Here is an 18,609-nt window from a genome sequence, read left to right as displayed (position 1 = left end):
CTGAAAAGTCATTTGACACATACTCTCTCCATCATAACATTTAAATATTAAATTACTTCACTTTCTAATAATAATTTCTTATATATTAGATAAGCATCAATAGACCCTGTAATTTTAAAAATTACCCAATAAAAATTAGCCCCCATATTCTCTAAACACCCCTTTTAGGATATTTAAATAGATTATAGCATGATATATTGTAAATTACAAGGTTTTACTTCTTTGCCTCAACACTTCATACATAACTACACCCGATGCCACAGCGGCATTTAATGACTCTGCTTCTCCAGTCATCGGAATTTTTATCAAGTAGTCCGAGTTATCTAGTACATCTTTAGATATGCCTGATGCCTCGTTTCCTATCACTAGTGCACAGTCTGATTTAAGATCTACATCATAGCTATATTTATTAGTATCTAGTGAAGTTGCTATAATCTCTATATTGTTCTTTTTTAAGTTCATAATACATTCTTTTATATCATCAAAATGTACTATCGGTATTTGAAATATAGATCCCATAGTAGATCTAATCGTCTTTGGATTATATATATCCACACATCCACTTGTTACTATTATGCCATTAGCCCCAAAAGCATCTGCTGTTCTAATTATAGTTCCCATATTACCTGGATCTTGCACTCTGTCTAATACTATTAAAAAATTACTCTCTGAAAGTAGAATATCTTCTAGTTCATACTCTTTAAATCTAACTACTGCTAAAATTCCTTGAGGTTGCTCAGTATCTCCTATATCTTTAAAAAGCTTATCTGATATATGATATGTTTTATAGTTTCTTTTCTTTACTTCTTCAAGAAGGTCCTTTCCACCGTTGTTAGTAAATAATTTTTCAGAGTATACTATATATTCAATCTCTGCTTTAGCTAATATGCTTTGCTCTACAGCCCTAATTCCTTCTATAAAGAAACTCTTTTTATTCCATCGTTCTCTCTTTTTATGGAGAAGCTTAATTTGTTTAACTATACTATTTGAAGAACTAGTTATAATATCTGTATCTACCAAAACTATCTATTCATCCTTTCCATAAAAAGTTTAGTCTTCTAACTTTCTCAAACTCTCTGTATCTCCTATAAATATTAGTATGTCTCCTTTTTGAATAACACTTTCAGCATAAGGTGATATGTTTATATTGTCTCCTTGTTTTATAGCGATAACATTTATACCATATCTATTAGATAACTTTAATTCACTTAGCTTTTTATCTACCCAATCTTTAGGAGCTTCTATTTCTACTACATTATAGTCTTGTGTAAGTTCTATATAGTCTAAAACATTTGATGTTACTAAGCTATTTGCAAGTCTTATTCCCATATCTCTTTCTGGAAATACTACTCTGTCTGCACCTATTTTATATAGAACTTTTGCGTGTACATTATTCTGTGCTTTTGCTACTACAGTTTTTACACCTTCTTCTTTTGCTATAAGTGTAGCTAGTATAGATGCTTGTATATCTGCACCTATACTTATAATTGCAATATCGAAGTTTCTAATACCTATTGACTTTAATGCACTTTCATCCGTAGCATCAACTTGAATAGCATGTGTTACATATTCCGATACCTCTTGAATTATTTCTTCGTCCTCATCTAACACCAAAACCTCATGTCCGTATTCACAAAGTGTTTTAGCAACACCTTGCCCAAATCTACCACAGCCTATAACTACAAACTGCTTTTTCATAATTTCATTTTCCTCCCCTATCCAATAATAATTTTTCCTTCAGGATATTTATAGTTTTTCTTATTTGGTGTTCCTTTTCCTCTATTGGTAAGGGCAAGTGCTAGTGTAAGAAAACCTACCTTACCTGAGTACATTGTAAAGGTTATTAATAATTTTCCCATATCAGATAGCTCTGGAGTTATGTTTCTTGTAGAACCAACAGTAGCAAATGCCGACATAGTTTCAAATAAAAGGTCTATGAAAGGCTTAGTTGGTTCTGTCATGGTAAGTAAGAATGCCACTACTAGAACTAATGTTAACCCAGCTGATAATAATATAAATGCTTTAGATATATGCCATTGAGGTATTCTCTTTTTAAAAACCTCTACATCCTCTTTTCCTCTTATAACAGATATTAGTGTTAATACTATAGTTGCAAATGTTGTTGTTTTAATCCCTCCAGCTGTTGAACCTGGAGAACCTCCTATAAACATGAGTATTATGAGAAAAAATACACTAGAGTTAACCATACCATTTAAATCTATACTATAGAAACCTGCCGTTCTTGCCACTACTGATTGGAAGAAAGATGCTAATACTTTTTCATACAGTGTCAAGTTACCCATAGTGTTTGGATTGTTATGTTCTGATATAAATATAACAACTCCTCCCACCACTATGAGTAGTGCTGAAACAATTAAGACAATTTTAGAATGTAAAGAAAGCATTCTATAGCTTTTTCTTTGTTTTATATCTATATATACTGTATATCCAAGACCTCCTAATATTATAAGTCCGCCAATAGTAAGATTCATAACTGTATCTCCTACAAATGGTACCAAACTATCTCCGAATAAATCAAATCCTGCATTACAAAATGCTGATATAGCATGAAACACAGAATATCCTATGCCCTTTATAGGACCATATATCGGTATGAGTCTTGTAGATAGTAATAATGCCCCTATACCTTCGATAGCTAAAGTAGCTAATATTGCAAATCTAGTTAATTTAACTATGCCTGATAATGAATCTTGATTTAGTTGTTCTTGCATTATTAATCTCTCTTTTAAACCTATTCTTTTTCCTGTTATAAGTGCTACTAAGGTAGCTAGAGTCATGAACCCAAGTCCACCTGCTTGTATTAAAAGTATTATTACGACTTTTCCAAAAATAGTCCAATGCTCTGCGGTATTAACCACTACAAGACCCGTTACACTCACTGCTGAAGTTGCTGTAAGTAATGCATTTAAAAAACCTATACTTTGCCCATTATTTGATGATATAGGTAAGTTTAATAATATTGCCCCTATTAACATTATGGCCGCTATACCAAGTGAAAGTACTAGTGCAGGTTTTTGCATTAATTTTTGATAAAAACCAGGTTTTATTCCAATCTCCTCCTTCTAAATATCCTTTATTGTTTTATCTATCATTTTATTGCCTACACAATAAAATGTAAATTCTCATTATTCATTATATTGAACTATATTGACCCTATATAAACCTTTTTTACACATAAAAATAAAAGTTCCACACTGGGAACTTTTATTTCTATAGTTTATTCGATTTTTCTATGCTTAAGCGTTTTTTGCAACTTCTACTAACTTAGCAAAACCTTGTGGGTCATGAATACCCATTTCTGATAACATTTTTCTATTTACTTCAATACCAGCTTTTTTAAGCCCATTTATAAATGTGCTATATGACATTCCATTCATTCTAGCTGCTGCATTAATTCTTGTTATCCATAACTTTCTAAAGTCTCTTTTTCTTAATTTACGTCCAATATATGAATATTGTAAAGACTTCATAACTGCTTGGTTTGCTGGTCTATATAATTTGCTTTTAGCACCGTAGTATCCTTTAGCAAGTTTTAGTACTTTTTTATGTTTTTTTCTTGCATTTATAGCTTTTTTAACTCTTGCCATTTTTTTGCTCCTCCTCGATCACTTATTAGTATGGTAGTAATGGGCTTATTCTTTTTAAATCTCCACTACTTACTAATGTTGCTTTTCTTAGTTTTCTCACTCTTTTAGGACTTTTTTTACCTGTTAAGTGACTTTTGTACGCTTTATATCTTCTTAATTTTCCTGAGCCAGTCTTTTTGAATCTTTTAGCTGCTCCTCTGTGTGTTTTCATTTTTGGCATTATGTTTCCTCCTTCCAGATTATCAGTTTTTAGGATTTAAGAACATGACCATGTTTCTGCCTTCAAGTCTCGGTTGCTTTTCTATAACCCCATATTCTGAAGTTAATTCTGCAAATTTTAGAAGAACCACTTTTCCAGCTTCCGTATGCCCTAGTTCTCTACCTCTAAATCTAACTGATACTTTAACTTTATCTTCATCTTTTAAGAAATCTATAGCTCTGTTTGCTTTTACTCTTAAGTCATTTTCTTCTATAACAGGAGTTAATCTGATTTCTTTAACGTTTATAACTTTTTGTTTCTTTCTAGCTTCTTTTTCTTTTTTAGCTAGTTCGTACTTGTACTTTCCGTAGTCCATTATTTTACATACTGGTGGATTTGCAGTAGGAGCTATTTTAACTAAATCTAATTTTTTTTCATCTGCTAGTTCCTGTGCTTCCCTAGACGATACTACCCCTAGCTGTTCTCCTTCTACTCCGATAAGTCTTACTTCTTTATCCCTGATCTCTTCATTAATTTGAAGTTCTTTAATGATAAGACACCTCCTGAGTTTTTTATATAATAGAAAAGCGAATAGTCTTTAATAACTATCCGCTCTATTATACAATAATACAATAATCAACTATAATACATCAGAAGTAACAAGTAGTTACTATTAATAGTTGTTAATGCTTTATATTAACCTTATAAGTTACATAACCATAAGGTGAGAAGCGGATACTTCTACTTTATTTTTAAATTGTCACTGCTTTACATTTAGTTATTATATTCTAATTTTTATTTTTTGTCAATTATAAAGTATAATTTTTTTTATTTTTTTATATTAATTTTGATTAATTTTCTAATTTATAACATTTTATTGATATTATATTTACCTTTATCTTGGTTAAACTACTATCATAACAAAGAATTTTCAACTTAATTAAATAGTAGAGAGGTGATAATACATTGAAAAAAACTATACTTTTAACTACAATTGTCTATGCTTTTGCACTAGTTCTGATTCCAACAGCTAGTGTTGATAATTATAGTATATTAAGAAAAGTTGGATTATTTATTTTTGCCGTATCGCTTCTAGTCTATTACTTAAAATCAAATAAAAGAAATATGTTAGTTACTGCCTCTATAGCTACTGATAATAAATTCGAAGAAAAAGGTAAGAACAATAGGTCTGACATATCTTTTAAAGACGTCGCTGGTCTTGATGAAATTAAGGATGAGTTAGAAGAGATTATAGCATTTTTTAATAATCACGATAAGTTCAACAAAATGGGTGCAAAAATACCTAGTGGTGTTCTTTTTTATGGTCCTCCTGGAACGGGAAAAACTTTACTTGCTAAGGCATTAGCTGGTGAAGCTAATTCAAATTTTCTGTATTCAAGTGGTTCAGAATTTGTGGAAAAATATGTTGGTATAGGAGCTAAAAGAGTAAGAAGTCTTTTTGAAAAAGCTAGAAAAGATTCCCCTACGATAATATTTATAGATGAAATAGATGCTATAGGTACTAGAAGAAACTCTGACAGCAACAATGAAAAAGACCAAACCCTTAATCAATTACTAATAGAAATGGATGGCTTTAATAAAGATAAAAATGTGGTAGTGATAGGTGCAACTAATAGGTTAGATTTACTAGATGAAGCGCTCTTAAGACCTGGTAGATTCGACAGACATATATATGTTGGTAATCCTAATGCAAATTCTAGAGTTAAGATACTAGATAATCACACTAAGAATAAGCCTCTTCATTCTAACGTTAACATTTCTGATATAGCAAGAAAAACTCATGGTTTTTCAAGTGCACAACTTGCCAATATTGTAAATGAAGCTGCTATAATTGCAGTTAGGAACAATAAAGATAATATAGATAACGATGATTTTAATGCTGCAATCGAACGTATAGTTGCAGGATTAGAGTTAAAAAATCCATCTGTCCTAGAAAAAGAGCGAAAGGTTGTAGCATATCACGAGGCAGGTCATGCTTTGGTTGGTAAACTACTTAGTGTAGATATGATTCAAAAAGTTTCAATAATACCTAGAGGTCAAGCACTTGGATATGTTTTAAAACTACCAGATGAAGAACGGTACTTATTAACTCAAGTAGAACTATTAAATAAAATTAAAGTATTACTTGGAGGAAGAGTAACTGAAAAAGTAATGTTTAATGAAGTAACTACAGGTGCTAAAGACGACCTTGAAAAAGCTACTGAAATTGCTCATCAAATGGTATGTAATTACGGTATGAGTTCTATAGGTAATATATCTATAAAAAAAGAACATATTGAGTATTCTTTTAAAGAAATAGATAGAGAAGTAAAATATATAATTAATTCTTGCTTCAAGGAAACATTGACTATTATAGAACAAAATAAAGATTTAATTTCTCGTATAGCAGATTATCTAATACAGAATGAAACTATGACTGGCGATGAGCTAGATTTACTTGTCGAAAATTTTAATACAGAAAAACTATCTAATATTGTTTAATATAAAAAAGCATGTCTGTTTAAATACGACATGCTTTTTATATTAGTGTTACTATTAGGCCTTGTACTACTCCTATTAAAAATCCTAATACTCCACCTAAGATTTCTATATGTTTCAATTCCCTCTTAGCAATAGATATAATTATCTTTTCTATTTTTTCTAACTCAAATGAATTTATCTTTTCTTCGACTATTTTAGAAAGGCTTATATTTTTTAAGGCTTTATCACTTACTCTATCTATAAGTTCTTCTATAATGTCATCACCTTCATTATCTATCATATTGTCCACATAAGAATCCACCTTATCCTTAAATGGTCCAAGTATGAATGAAGGAACCTTCTGAATTATCACATCTTTTATTTTTACCTTTAAAACCTCTTTAACACTATCTATGTTTTCATCAGTTACTATAGTATTCATTATATCTGTTATAGATATAAGCTCATTTTCTACTACTTCCCCTATACTTTTAGCTATTTCATCTCTTCTTTTTGGTATAAGTCCCTGAATTTTTATACCTAAAAAAGATACAGGTTTTAATGGTCTAAATATTAATTTTATAGCTAGTACATTAGTTATCCAGCCTATTAAAGCGCCTATACTAGCTAATATTAGTATCTTTATAACATTATCCATCTTCTAAAGCACCTCCACAATAATAATTGATTATATCATATTTCGTGGAATTGTAAAAACCCCTAAGATTACTTAGAGGTTTTGCATATAGTTACCTTATCTTCAAAAACACTTTTTATTATATTTACTACTTCTCTTTCTGATTGCTCTTTGTCAGTATGAATTATAACTTCCTTTGGAGCTATCGTTATAAGAGAACTTATTAAAAGATCATCGTAAGTTATATCTATATCACTTAATTCACTTGCTATCTCTTCTAAATAATCATTACTTATAACGTTGTTATTATTATCAATAAGTTTATATTTCTCATCTTCTATCATTATATTTATTAGATCAACCTTAGGCTCTTGTATCTCTATAAAGTACTGTAGGATTTCTATAAATTCTCTATATTCCTTTTCAATTGCTAATTCTTCTAACTTTCTTTGTATAATATTTTCTAAATGATCTTTATAAAATCCAAGTCTAAAATCTATAAATCCATCTATATTTATATTAGTATCTTCATCAAAGTAATTCATAATTTTCATAAGTATCTTATTTCGAATATTTTGTCTATAGAAACTATTGCTTATTCCAATATACTCTTGATTATACAAATCTTCTTTTACTCTATCTTTTACAAATTCCATATCCGATTTATTTAAAGGATAAAATCTATCAATTATAGTCTCCTCTATTATATCTAATATATAAATATTAAATATTATATCTAATATTCCATTTGATATATAAATCTTAAGTGTGTCATAATAATTTAATAAGGTACTTCTATCTTTATCTACTTTGCATTTTATGGTACTAAATGCATCTAATTTATCTACATAGTAATCTATATATAATCCTTCTTTTTTAAGGAATGATAACTTTTTATCTAATATATCACATATAGTATCTACATTGTAAGTTGTTGTTATAGAAATTTCATTCAAATATTTCACTCCTTTTTCATTTTTCTAATAGTAGTATATGTCTTCTGCATGTCTATATTCACTAATTATTTATATACATTAATTACATTTTTGAATTTTTTCTAAAATTAAGAAAAACAAAAAAGCAGCTTATATATAAGCTGCTTTTCATAATTATGGAGGCGGCACCCAGATTTGAACTGGGGAATAAAGGTTTTGCAGACCTCTGCCTTACCACTTGGCTATGCCGCCGTATTTTTGGAGCGGAAGACGAGATTCGAACTCGCGACCCTCGCCTTGGCAAGGCGATGCTCTACCACTGAGCCACTTCCGCATACTACTCTATTATATGTATCTAACGTAATTATGTTACCTGGTGCCCAGAGGCGGAATCGAACCACCGACACGGGGATTTTCAGTCCCCTGCTCTACCGACTGAGCTATCTGGGCTTATGTAATTCTTTCGGCGACATATGTTATTATATTATAACTAATTTATAATGTCAACTATATTTTTATGTTTTTTTAAAAAACATAGGATAAATCCTTATGGTTTATTTTTTAGCTTATATATAGGTATAGGATTTATCCATTAGCTATTTTAATTCATCTGTTAAATTTTTGCTTGCTCTAATATTTTTATAAGTTCTTCTTTATTAAATTTATACTTATGATTACAGAAGTGACATACAACCTCTGCTTCTCCATCTTCTTCAATTATATCTGTTAATTCTCTTTCTCCCATACTTATAAGAACCTTTTCTATTCTATCCGTTGAACAATCACATACTAGTTTTAGATCTTTAGTCTCCGTAATCTTCATCTCTATACCATCACATATATATTCTAATATATCCTCTGGGCTATATTTTTTATCTATTAGTGTAGATACTGGTTCTACATTTGATAGTCGTTGCTCTAGTTTACTTATTATTTCTTCATCTGCGTTCGGTAGAATTTGAATTATATATCCACCAGCTGCTCTTACACTTAAGTCAACATCTACTAATACCCCAAGTGCTACTGCTGATGGTTGCTGTTCAGAGTACACAAAATAATTAGTTAAATCTTCTGCTATTTCTCCAGATACTAAATCAGATTGGCCTATATAAGGCTCTCTAAGTCCTAAATCTCTTATAACTATAAGTTTACCTTCCCCTATTGCAGCACCCACATCTAACTTTCCTTTTCTTTTTAATGGTGGATTTGCATTAGGATTTGATATATATCCTTTTACTTCACCTTTATTATTAGATACCGCTAAAACATTTTTTATTAAAGCACTACCCATTATTTGAAGTGAAATAGTATCACTATCATTCTTTAACGTATTTCCCATAAGTGACGCAGCTGTGAGTGTTCTTCCTAAAGCAGCTGTAGCTGTAGGTGCTGTGTTATGTGTTTGTCTAGCTTCTTCTACTAAGTTAGTTGTGCTTGCTACAAACACTCTAATATTTCCACCCTTATCCATAGCTCTAACTATATAATCTTTCATACATTACTCCTTTCTAAATTCATTTCTTTCTATTTATATTATTTATTATTCTCATTTTTTTATTATTTAACAAAAAACATCAAAAGCCCCTATTACGGGGCTTTTCTTGGTGCTTGCAAAACTATATGATTTAAGTAGGTCGAACATAATCTATATATTTAAATCAATTAAATCTTGAATTTTTTATTCAGTGATTATAGTTTTGAAACGTTTGTAGCTTGAGGACCTTTTTCGCCTTCAACTATTTCAAACTCAACGTTTTGTCCTTCTTCTAAAGTTTTGAATCCATCTCCTGATATAGCTGAGTAGTGTACGAATACATCTTCTCCGTTTTCAGATGAAATAAATCCATATCCTTTTGTTGCGTTAAACCATTTAACTGTTCCTTTAATCATTTAGAATTCCTCCATATAAAAAAAATTATCGAATGAGTATGTACTTCATTCTATTTAAGTTTATCATAGCATAATTCTATTGTCAACAAGTTTTCGGTGCATTTTGCAAATATCTTTTTCCTATGTTTTATCTTTCCAATTCGTCCTTCACTTTCTAGCCACAAAAAATATTCTTTCACTTTCATATTGCGGATCGTCAAAAGTAAAGTTATCGTACATGAAAACTTCTTTAAATTTAACTCGTTTTAAGTAATTTAATATATCTTCATTTTTATAAGCCTTCTCTATATGAACTTCATCAAATCTTTCATACATCTCATCTTCTTTAACAAAAAAAGTTAAATAGAAGTTGCAAACTTCATCTTCTTCTATAAACTCATTTTCCCACACATAAAATATATCTTCTCTATCCTGTACAAACGTATTTTCTCCAATTATGTTTTTTAGTTTATAGTAAGAGTTTATGTCAAAAATAAATAATCCATCATCAGATAAATGATTGTATGCATTCTCAAATACCTTTAATAGATCATTCTTATCTGTAACATAATTTATGCTATCACATGCACATATTATAGAATCAAATTTTTTATTACTCAGATTTAAAGTTACCATATCTTGTTTTATAATATTTACATTTTTAAAGCTTCCTAATTTATCATATGCTATAGATAGCATATCATCTGACAAGTCAAAACAAGTTACATCATATCTTTCTTCACAAAAATATTTAGTCAGATTTCCAGTACCACAAGCCATCTCTAATATACTTTTAGGACTCTTATCACATTTTTTAAATATATCTTTTATATAATTAAACCACTTATAGTAATCTATATCATCCATAAGTTCATCATATAGCAATGCAAAGTCTTGATAAGCTGTCATTGTATTCCTCTTCCTTTATCTTAAGTTAATACTAATTATTATTCAATACAGCTTATTTTATTATAGATTTTCTTTTATTTCAAGTTTTCTAGTTATTCTGTTTCTTTTTTACTACTTTCCTTGTCTTTCATTTCTTTCTTCCTAACAGTAATTAAACCACCGATTCTTCCCGTTTCCTTGGCAGTCAATCCACCCCAACCTTCTGCTTTTATTTTATCTAGCAATCCTAGTTCTCCTGCTATTTCATACTTTAACTTATCTTCAATTGTCTCTATTTTTTCTTCTTGTTTTTCCTAGTATTTTTCCCCATAAAAATCCCTCCTTATTTTTTTATTCTTTCTATAAGGAGGGGTTCTTATACATTATAAATCTTTTAGTATAATATTACTTGCTTACTGATTTATAAACTTCTCTTGATATTTTATGAATAGGTAACACTTTAGTAGTTGCACCTATTTGATAAGCTACTCTAGGCATACCGTATACTACAGATGTCTTCTCATCTTGGGCTATAGTTATTGCTCCTGACTCCTTCATCTTAAGTAATCCCTTTGATCCATCACACCCCATTCCTGTGAGTATAACGCCTACAGCTTTCTTCCCAAAACAGTCTGCTACAGAATTGAATAGTACATCTACAGAAGGTCTGTGTCCATTTACTTTTTCATCTCTAAAGCAGTCTACTATATATTTATCTCCTCTTTTCTTAACTTCCATATGATATCCTCCTGGAGCAATTAATGCTTTCCCAGGGGTTACAATATCTCCTTTTTCAGCTTCTTTTATGTCTATTTCACATATGTTATTTATTCTGTCCGCATACATTTTTGTAAATTTAGCTGGCATATGCTGAACTATTACTATGCCTGGAATATCCTTATGGAAGTCTTTTAATATTTTAAGAATAGCTTCTGTTCCTCCTGTAGATGCCCCGATTGCTATAATCATATTTTTATTTATATTACTCGTATCATAAATACTTTCTATATTTACATACCCTTCTTGAGGATATCCTACTTTAGATATCGATGCTATTTTTATCTTTCTTATGAGTTCACTTATAAAATAATCTCTATTATTAATATCAGATTTGGTTACAAAATCTATAGCCCCATATCTAAGTGCATCGAGTACCCCACTATCTATAGCACTAACTACTATTACTGGTATTGGATACTGCGGCATAAGTTTTTTCAAGAATTCTATTCCATTCATTCTAGGCATATCTATATCTAATGTTATAACATCTGGTTCAAATTCTATTATTTTATCTCTTGCTATATAAGGATCAGTAGCTGTTGCTACTACATCTATTAAGGGATCTTGTGATATTCCCATTGATACAACTTCCCTAAACATAAAAGAATCATCTACTACAAGTACTTTTATTTTCCTTGCCATACATATCTATTCCTTTCTATATACTGATGGAAGTACATACTTATATTTTGTATCATTTTTATTGATAGTTTCTGAATGTCCAATAAACAAATATCCACCTTCTTCTGTCATTTCATAGAATTTGTCTATTAGCTCTTTTTTCGTTTTTTCATCAAAGTAAATCATAACGTTCCTACAGAATATAGCATGGAACTTCTTTTTAAAAGGAAATATATTATTCATAAGATTAAATCTTCTAAAAATCACTTCATCCTTTATATTATTATTTATCATATATCGATCACTATCTATCTTTGTAAAGTACTTGTTTGTCCAATATGGCGAAACATTAAATAAACTTTGTGAATCGTATATTCCAACTTTGCCTTTATTTAATGTTTTTTCGCATATATCAGTAGCCAATATTTTTGTATTCCATAGAAAACCTTCTTTATCGAAGTATTCGTCTATAAACATTGCTATTGTATATGGTTCTTCTCCACTTGAACATCCTGCACTCCATATTCTCAAATCTTTAGAAGTCTTTTCATATTCCTTTATATAGGGTAGTACAGTATTTTTTAAAAATTCAAAGTGTTCAGACTCTCTAAAAAAAAACGTATGATTTGTTGTAAGCTTGTCTATGAGCAATGAAACTGCTATACCTGTTTTGTCAGATATCATATAGTTATAAAACTCAGTAAAGCTTTCAAAGTCATTTTGAACTAAATAGTTTTGCATTCTGTTGTGTATTAGACTTCTCTTTTGCGCTAAGTCTATCCCAAAATTCAGATGAACATATTCTATTATTCTTTGAAATTCTATATCAGTCATCTTTATCATGTCTAACCACCTTTTTTATTTCACATACTATTAAAGTTTCAACCTACTATATAGAATATAAATAGGTTGAAACTTATAACTTTATTTAAAAGATATACCTTAAGAATATTTATCGAATTCTGTATCATCTAATTTTATTTCTATTTTATCTTTGTTTTCTTTTTTCATTTTATTCTTCGGCTTTAGAATTATTTCATTTCTATTCATATTATTTGTATTTCTTTTCATGTCTTTTAATTTAAAACCCTCTAGCATCTTTTTAAGCATTTCTGCTTGGCTAGATAATTCTTGACTTGCAGATGCACTTTCTTGTGATGTTGCTGTATTAGCTTGCGTTACCATCGATACTTGATCTATAGCTTGACTTATCTGGCTCATAGCGATAGCTTGTTCATTAGAAGCAGTTGATATTTCCTCCACTAAGTCTGATATGTTATATGCTCCCTGTACTATAGTCTCAAGCTCTTTAGCTGTTTTATTAGCTATTTTTGTTCCGTTTTCAGCTATTATAACTGAACCTTCTATAATCTCAGTAGTTTCTCTCGCTGCTTTTGCACTTCTCGCAGCTAAGTTTCTTACCTCTTCTGCTACTACTGCAAATCCTTTTCCATGTTGACCTGCCCTTGCTGCCTCTACTGCTGCATTTAATGCTAATATATTAGTCTGAAACGCGATCTCATCTATTACCTTTATTATTTTAGAAATATTAGAAGAGTATTCGTTTATTTCTTTCATAGCCTTTAGCATCTCTTTCATCTGGTTATTGGCCTCTTCACCCTCAGCCTTAGTCATATCCGTTATCTCATTTGCTTTGTTTGCATTTAATGCATTTTGTTTAATTTGCTCAGATATCTCTGTTATAGAAGCCGTTATTTCTTCAACTGAACTTGCTTGTTCAGATGTTCCCTGAGCCAATGTCTGACTTGTATGAGAGACTTGTACTGAACCTGCTGATACTTGATCTGCTGCAGAGCTTATTCTCCACATAATATCATTCATATTTCGTGCCATATCATTAAAAGCTCTAGATAAATCTCCTATTTCATCTTTTGTATCTATATTTAGCTTCACATCCAAATTACCTCGTGAGAAACTATCTATTTCTTTTGATAACTTAGCAATAGGTTTGCTTATTGATCTATAAGTTACTAAATATATTAGAGTTGAAATTATAGTTCCAAGTATTATAGTATTTAGCATCAGTTTTGTTGCAAGATCAATTTCTTGGGTGTTTTTTGCTTCTTCTTCAATAACTTGTTCCCTTTTTTTACTATAGAACTGATCTATATATTGTTCCGTTTCTCTTAACAGCCTACTAACTTCAGCATCACTTACTAAAGCTATTGCTTCATCCCTTTGTTCCGATAAAATTAATGCTTCAAACTGATTTACTATAGACTTTACTTGATTTATATTATCTAATATCTTTTCATATTCTTTTTTATCACTTTCATCCTTTAATCTTTCTTTAATTTTATCTAAATTATCATCTATATTTTTTTGAATTCTTTCTATATTTTCTATTTCTGTTTTTATATTACTCATGTCATTTGAAATTATTTGACTAGTAATACTTACACTAATTTTTTGAAATTCAACACCTATATCTGCTAAGCTATCTTTCGAATCTACTATTCGATATCTATATTCTTTAGTAGATTTTTTTACATCTAAAAGACTTTTTATGCCTATATATCCCGTTATAGAAGATGTCGTCATCATAACTATAAATGCTATAAGAAGTTTTTTCCTTATTTTCAAGTTATAGAACCATCTCATTATATTTCCCCCTTCTATATTTAAAAACTAATTTCTATTTAGTCGATATAAAATTATCATTATTTAGTAGGTTTTCTAAATCTAAAATTAACCTTATTTTGTCTCCTACTTTCCCAATTCCTTTTATATATCTTTGGTATGATTGCTTTGATACTTTTGGTGGCTCTGATATATTATATTCAGGTATGTTTAATACTTCCACTACTTTGTCCACTATAAGACCTACAGACACATCTTCCATATTTACTACTATTATGCAAGTCCTATCATGATAGTCTATAGCTTCTTTTAGAAATCTATTTCTTACATCTATAACAGGTATTATCTTTCCTCTTAAATTTATTACACCTTTTATATAGTCAGGTGTATCTGGTATTACTGTTATAGGATGTATTCCTACTATTTCTATTACATATTTTATTTCTATACCATAGTCTTCTTTGCCTAATGAGAATATAAGATATCTATCTTTCTGAGTATCCTCTTTAATCAAATTAACCTACCTCCTCACCTGCATATTTACTTATTAAACCTTTTATATCTATTATCAGGCTTATACTTCCGTCGCCTAGTAGCGTACATCCTGCTAAAGTTTTAACTTGTTCCATATACTTTGGTAGAGGTTTTATGACTACTTGTTGCTCTCCTATTAATTCGTTCGCAAAGATACATACCGTTTCAGATCCTGATTCTATAGTTATTAATATTCCTTCCTTTGTACTTTCTTGATTTACAGGTATATTTAATAGCTCATGAAGTCTTAATATAGGATAATTTTTATTTCTTACCATAATCATTTCATTTCCATCTGGATCTATTATTATTTCATCTTCTTTTGGTCTAAAGGATTCTTTTATAGATATAGTTGGTATCGTAAATTTAGAATCTCCTACACCTATAATCATTCCATCTATTATTGCTAGAGTAAGAGGAATCTTTATAGTTATAGTTGTCCCTACGTTACTTTGACTATCTATAGATATAGTTCCTTTTACCTTTTCTATGTTTTTAACTACTACATCCATTCCCACACCCCTACCCGATAGCTCGGTTACACTTTCTTTCGTAGAAAACCCCGGCATCAGTATAAGTGAATATATCTCTTTATCAGTAAGTTTTGATGTTTCCTTGTCCACTAATCCATTTTGAATTGCTTTTTTTAATATCTTATCTTTATCTAGTCCCTTACCATCATCTTTTACGATTATATAGACGTCTCCTCCAGAGTTTTGAGCTTCTAGTGTTATCTTTCCCTTTTTTCCTTTCCCCTTAGACAATCTTTCTTCTCCAGTCTCTATTCCATGATCTAATGAGTTTCTGATTATATGCATTATTGGGTCAGATATATGTTCTATTATATTTTTATCTACTTCTGTTTCTTCACCTATAATTTCTAATTCTACTTCTTTATTTACTTTTCTTGACATATCTCTAACTATTCTATTCATTTTTTGAAAAGTTAAAGAAAGTGGAACCATTCTAACTGACATTACAACATCTTGAAGATTATTTGTTATTCTTGTCAGCTGACTTGTTGCCTTATAAAAATCATCTAATACAAGTCCTTCTAACTCAGGATTTCTAGTAACCATAGCTTCAGCTATTACTAACTCTCCTATTAAGTCCATAAGCAAATCTAGTTTTTCTACTTGTACACTTATACTTTTCTGAGCTTTAATACCCTGAGTCTTATTTAACTTTAATTCTTTCTTTGTTGGTGGTGTCTCTTTTACAACTATTTCTTCTAGATGATATTCTTTTAAAAATGCACTATTATTTAGAAATTCTTTAATAAAAGTTTTGTCCTCACTAGTATTAAAAGTTATTTCAAATCCCTTTTTTATAATTTCCTTTGCACTATCTTCATTCTCAACTATATCTCCTGGTATGAATTCCTCTATATCTGAGAAGTCTTTCATTTTGTGTATAATAGTATATGCCCTTATATTTTCCATTCCACATCCTTCTTCAAAGTGTATCCTTACCTTGTACACATTACTTTCCTTTTTAGATGTGTCTATTAAAAGTTTATTAGACTTTTGACCTTTCCCTGTTTTTATATCTTCAAGATATTCTCTTATAGCTTGAATAAAGCTTTTAGGATCTCCATCGGCTTCTTCTCCACTTTCTATTTTTTCTACTTCATTTTTTATAAAGTCTATAACTTCTAATAATTTGTCTGTTAATAAATTTATATCTATATCTTTAGGTTTTTGTTTTCTTATATAATCAAATAAATCTTCAACAGCATGTGCAATAGTAGATATATTATTAAAAAGCATCATTGAAGAGTTTCCTTTTATCGTATGCATAGCTCTAAATATCTCATCAACGGACTTTTCAAATTCTCCTTCTTTTTCACTACTTATAATATGATTCTCTATTTGTTCCAATAACTGATGCATTTCAGTTATATATATATCTAGCATTGGATCTCGCTCTATATTGTCACTCAACAAAATCCCCCCTAACAAAATAAAAAAGTAACTATCTCAAGATGCTAAGCACTTAAAATAGTTACTTTTTTATACATTTGCATCATTATATATAATATGCAAATTGTACATGTTTTGATTCTATATATGATTTTTTATTTACTTCATTATATATTGAAAGTAGTTATAGGTTACAAATGTAAATATAATTAGAGTAGCCAGTATAGGAACTAGGTGCATTACGGTAACTTTTTCACTTTCCATATAAATATAGTTATATGAATTAGATTCAAAAGTTAGTTCATTAGATGATAGTTGTCTTAATAGAAGATATACTATCATTAGCAGAAATAACGAGAATAGTCCTAGACCTATTAAACCCGTTATAAGCTGATCTGTCTCCAATGCACCTTGTGGTGCTTCTGGACTTTGTACAAACCTTGTTAATATGAGAGCTATACTATTGTTCACAGTATGAGCTACAATTCCTGTATATAGGGAGTTTGTCTTATATACCATATATCCAAACAGTACTCCTAAGAACGTAGGCCCTAAAAAGTTCTGTATATTAAAGTGGAAAATTCCGAAAAGTATTCCTGTGAAAAGTATAGACTTTATATAACCCTTTTTTTCATAAGAGCTCATCATGATACCCCTAAACATCATTTCTTCACATATTCCAGGTGTTATAGCAAACAAAAACAACCCTAGTAAAAATTCAGGAGTATTTTCAGGTATGGGTAATGGTGATGGCTGAATCTCTCCAAATATGTTTATAATAACTATCATTATGTAGTTAAAAAACATTCCAATAGGATACGACAATATAACTATAAGTATTGTCAACATTATCTGCTTTAAAGTGATTTTATTTAATCTAAAAACTTTCTTAAAGTCATATTTTTTAACAAGTACTAACATAACTACAGGTAAAAGCACTATAATATATTCAGTTATAAATATACCACTATAAATATTCTTATACTGTGCGAATGCACCTACAGTTAATAGTAGTATTGCTAGTATTAAGTAAAGATAGTTCACTTCTAATATTGAGGGAACTTTTTTATTCATTTAATTTACCTCGATTCCTAGCTATTAGCTTTTTTATATCTTTTAATTCGTATAATATTTTATTTAGTGAATATTGCATACTTATTAGTATAGTGAAAAATATAAATATAATTACTATGTCGCTATTCAAGTAGCATATCTCCTTTCTTTAATATTAAACAACTATTTTGCTATAATGAAATTTTGTGATAATTATCATTATACCACTTTATGTCTAATTCTTCCACGGTGAATAAGAAATCATACTTTTAGCAATGTCTCTTAATCTCTCTTTTATTTATATATCCTTTATCTCTTACTTTAATACTTTTCTTTTATTCAACTTAAAGATAATTTACTTTTTTATTAATAAAACTTAACTTTTATACAAATATTCAATGTAGCGTATTTTTCATATCCTTATCTAGACATCATAATTTAAATTACTTGTATAAAAAAACGGTATTTCACAGATTCATAG

The 18,609-nt window shown here is 29.6% G+C and carries 20 protein-coding genes, 3 tRNA genes and 1 other annotated feature (1 of these 24 cut by a window edge); of the genes, 1 reads left to right on the top strand and 22 read right to left on the bottom strand.

Going from position 1 to position 18,609, the window contains the following annotated elements; all coding sequences use genetic code 11:
• Window positions 1-44 (bottom strand) — a binding site (T-box leader) (it extends 182 nt beyond the left edge of the window).
• Window positions 45-204: 160 nt separating this feature from the next.
• The 6 genes from rlmB to infC form a co-directional block, all read right to left on the bottom strand.
• Entirely contained in the window at window positions 205-1,020 is an 816-nt protein-coding gene (rlmB, locus tag CURI_RS04345; protein ID WP_014967065.1) for a 23S rRNA (guanosine(2251)-2'-O)-methyltransferase RlmB, read from the bottom strand.
• Between the two features lie 30 nt (window positions 1,021-1,050).
• The gene (locus tag CURI_RS04340) at window positions 1,051-1,698 is read right to left on the bottom strand and encodes a potassium channel family protein (RefSeq protein ID WP_014967064.1); all 648 of its coding nucleotides are present in this window, start codon (window positions 1,696-1,698) and stop codon (window positions 1,051-1,053) included.
• A 17-nt stretch (window positions 1,699-1,715) separates the two neighbouring features.
• Window positions 1,716-3,041 carry a TrkH family potassium uptake protein gene (locus CURI_RS04335; protein WP_014967063.1) on the bottom strand — a complete coding sequence of 442 codons (1,326 nt, stop codon included), beginning with the start codon at window positions 3,039-3,041 and terminating at the stop codon, window positions 1,716-1,718.
• Between the two features lie 216 nt (window positions 3,042-3,257).
• Complete coding sequence (gene rplT, locus CURI_RS04330; RefSeq protein WP_014967062.1) at window positions 3,258-3,608, bottom strand: 50S ribosomal protein L20; 351 nt, start codon at window positions 3,606-3,608, stop codon at window positions 3,258-3,260.
• Between the two features lie 25 nt (window positions 3,609-3,633).
• Entirely contained in the window at window positions 3,634-3,828 is a 195-nt protein-coding gene (gene rpmI, locus CURI_RS04325) for a 50S ribosomal protein L35 (RefSeq protein WP_014967061.1), read from the bottom strand.
• 22 nt (window positions 3,829-3,850) lie between these two features.
• On the bottom strand, window positions 3,851-4,360 hold the full coding sequence (gene infC / locus CURI_RS04320; protein ID WP_041701535.1) for a translation initiation factor IF-3: 510 nt from the start codon (window positions 4,358-4,360) through the stop codon (window positions 3,851-3,853).
• Between the two features lie 413 nt (window positions 4,361-4,773).
• Between infC and CURI_RS04315 the strand changes: the two genes are divergently transcribed.
• Window positions 4,774-6,309: an ATP-dependent metallopeptidase FtsH/Yme1/Tma family protein gene (locus CURI_RS04315; RefSeq protein ID WP_014967059.1), complete on the top strand. Its 1,536-nt coding sequence runs from the start codon at window positions 4,774-4,776 to the stop codon at window positions 6,307-6,309.
• Between the two features lie 37 nt (window positions 6,310-6,346).
• Here CURI_RS04315 and CURI_RS04310 read toward each other — a convergent pair whose 3' ends face one another.
• From CURI_RS04310 to CURI_RS15765, 16 genes are all read right to left on the bottom strand, one after another.
• A complete protein-coding gene (locus CURI_RS04310) occupies window positions 6,347-6,946 on the bottom strand; it encodes a DUF445 domain-containing protein (protein WP_014967058.1) in 600 nt (199 codons plus the stop codon).
• A 68-nt stretch (window positions 6,947-7,014) separates the two neighbouring features.
• Window positions 7,015-7,881 carry a putative sporulation protein YtxC gene (ytxC, locus tag CURI_RS04305; protein WP_014967057.1) on the bottom strand — a complete coding sequence of 289 codons (867 nt, stop codon included), beginning with the start codon at window positions 7,879-7,881 and terminating at the stop codon, window positions 7,015-7,017.
• 156 nt (window positions 7,882-8,037) lie between these two features.
• Window positions 8,038-8,112, bottom strand: a tRNA-Cys gene (locus CURI_RS04300).
• A gap of 7 nt (window positions 8,113-8,119) precedes the next feature.
• Window positions 8,120-8,194, bottom strand: a tRNA-Gly gene (locus CURI_RS04295).
• A gap of 40 nt (window positions 8,195-8,234) precedes the next feature.
• A tRNA-Phe gene (locus CURI_RS04290) sits at window positions 8,235-8,310 on the bottom strand.
• Window positions 8,311-8,473: 163 nt separating this feature from the next.
• Window positions 8,474-9,355, bottom strand: a complete 882-nt coding sequence (gene hslO / locus CURI_RS04285; protein WP_014967056.1) for an Hsp33 family molecular chaperone HslO — start codon at window positions 9,353-9,355, stop codon at window positions 8,474-8,476.
• 194 nt (window positions 9,356-9,549) lie between these two features.
• Complete coding sequence (locus tag CURI_RS04280; protein ID WP_014967055.1) at window positions 9,550-9,750, bottom strand: cold-shock protein; 201 nt, start codon at window positions 9,748-9,750, stop codon at window positions 9,550-9,552.
• A gap of 147 nt (window positions 9,751-9,897) precedes the next feature.
• Window positions 9,898-10,638, bottom strand: coding sequence for a class I SAM-dependent DNA methyltransferase (locus CURI_RS04275; protein WP_014967054.1), 741 nt, complete (start codon window positions 10,636-10,638; stop codon window positions 9,898-9,900).
• Window positions 10,639-10,730: 92 nt separating this feature from the next.
• On the bottom strand, window positions 10,731-10,904 hold the full coding sequence (locus tag CURI_RS04270) for an alpha/beta-type small acid-soluble spore protein (RefSeq protein ID WP_228370476.1): 174 nt from the start codon (window positions 10,902-10,904) through the stop codon (window positions 10,731-10,733).
• A 118-nt stretch (window positions 10,905-11,022) separates the two neighbouring features.
• Complete coding sequence (locus tag CURI_RS04265) at window positions 11,023-12,039, bottom strand: protein-glutamate methylesterase/protein-glutamine glutaminase (protein WP_014967053.1); 1,017 nt, start codon at window positions 12,037-12,039, stop codon at window positions 11,023-11,025.
• A gap of 6 nt (window positions 12,040-12,045) precedes the next feature.
• On the bottom strand, window positions 12,046-12,861 hold the full coding sequence (locus tag CURI_RS04260; RefSeq protein WP_014967052.1) for a CheR family methyltransferase: 816 nt from the start codon (window positions 12,859-12,861) through the stop codon (window positions 12,046-12,048).
• Between the two features lie 99 nt (window positions 12,862-12,960).
• Window positions 12,961-14,640: a methyl-accepting chemotaxis protein gene (locus CURI_RS04255; RefSeq protein WP_014967051.1), complete on the bottom strand. Its 1,680-nt coding sequence runs from the start codon at window positions 14,638-14,640 to the stop codon at window positions 12,961-12,963.
• 34 nt (window positions 14,641-14,674) lie between these two features.
• Window positions 14,675-15,133 carry a chemotaxis protein CheW gene (locus CURI_RS04250; RefSeq protein ID WP_014967050.1) on the bottom strand — a complete coding sequence of 153 codons (459 nt, stop codon included), beginning with the start codon at window positions 15,131-15,133 and terminating at the stop codon, window positions 14,675-14,677.
• Window position 15,134: 1 nt separating this feature from the next.
• A complete protein-coding gene (locus CURI_RS04245; protein ID WP_041701532.1) occupies window positions 15,135-17,096 on the bottom strand; it encodes a chemotaxis protein CheA in 1,962 nt (653 codons plus the stop codon).
• Between the two features lie 138 nt (window positions 17,097-17,234).
• Complete coding sequence (locus tag CURI_RS04240; protein ID WP_014967048.1) at window positions 17,235-18,149, bottom strand: CPBP family intramembrane glutamic endopeptidase; 915 nt, start codon at window positions 18,147-18,149, stop codon at window positions 17,235-17,237.
• Entirely contained in the window at window positions 18,142-18,279 is a 138-nt protein-coding gene (locus tag CURI_RS15765) for a hypothetical protein (RefSeq protein ID WP_187287420.1), read from the bottom strand. Before CURI_RS15765 ends, CURI_RS04240 begins: the two co-directional genes overlap by 8 nt.
• Window positions 18,280-18,609: the final 330 nt, after the last annotated feature.

Source organism: Gottschalkia acidurici 9a (assembly GCF_000299355.1).
GTDB classification, from domain to species: Bacteria; Bacillota; Clostridia; order Tissierellales; family Gottschalkiaceae; genus Gottschalkia; species Gottschalkia acidurici.
The sequence above is the reverse complement of the archived record's forward strand: the minus strand, read 5'-3'. Positions and strand labels throughout refer to the sequence as shown.